General features: G+C 42.5%; 1 protein-coding gene. It reads right to left on the bottom strand.

The window, feature by feature from the left end:
* Nucleotides 1-181 precede the first annotated feature (181 nt).
* Nucleotides 182-289, bottom strand: a complete 108-nt coding sequence (locus HC175_RS22865; RefSeq protein WP_317172404.1) for a DUF2196 domain-containing protein — start codon at nucleotides 287-289, stop codon at nucleotides 182-184.
* Between the last annotated feature and the right edge of the window lie 10 nt (nucleotides 290-299).

Raw genomic sequence — 299 nt, 5'->3', positions numbered from 1 at the left:
CCTTTGAATATATAATGGCGGGCATCTTTGTATTGATGGGTCTGATCGTCATTAACTCCCAGCGCATCAGCTCCTACCGAAAGCAACCCGCTGAAGTTTATTAAACTTTCCTTTTGTCTTCAAGAAACCTGTTTGATGCTCACTGATAATTGATCCTTGTTAATTGATAATTGACAACTGTTCAGGCGGGGGAACTAATAATTTCCTGCACCCTTCCCACTTCTCCTGTTTCCAGCCTAACCTTTATACCATGAGGATGCATAGGAGATTTTGTGAGGATATCCTGCACGACTCCTTCA

The organism is Salinimicrobium oceani, from assembly GCF_012037645.1.
The sequence above is the reverse complement of the archived record's forward strand: the minus strand, read 5'-3'. Positions and strand labels throughout refer to the sequence as shown.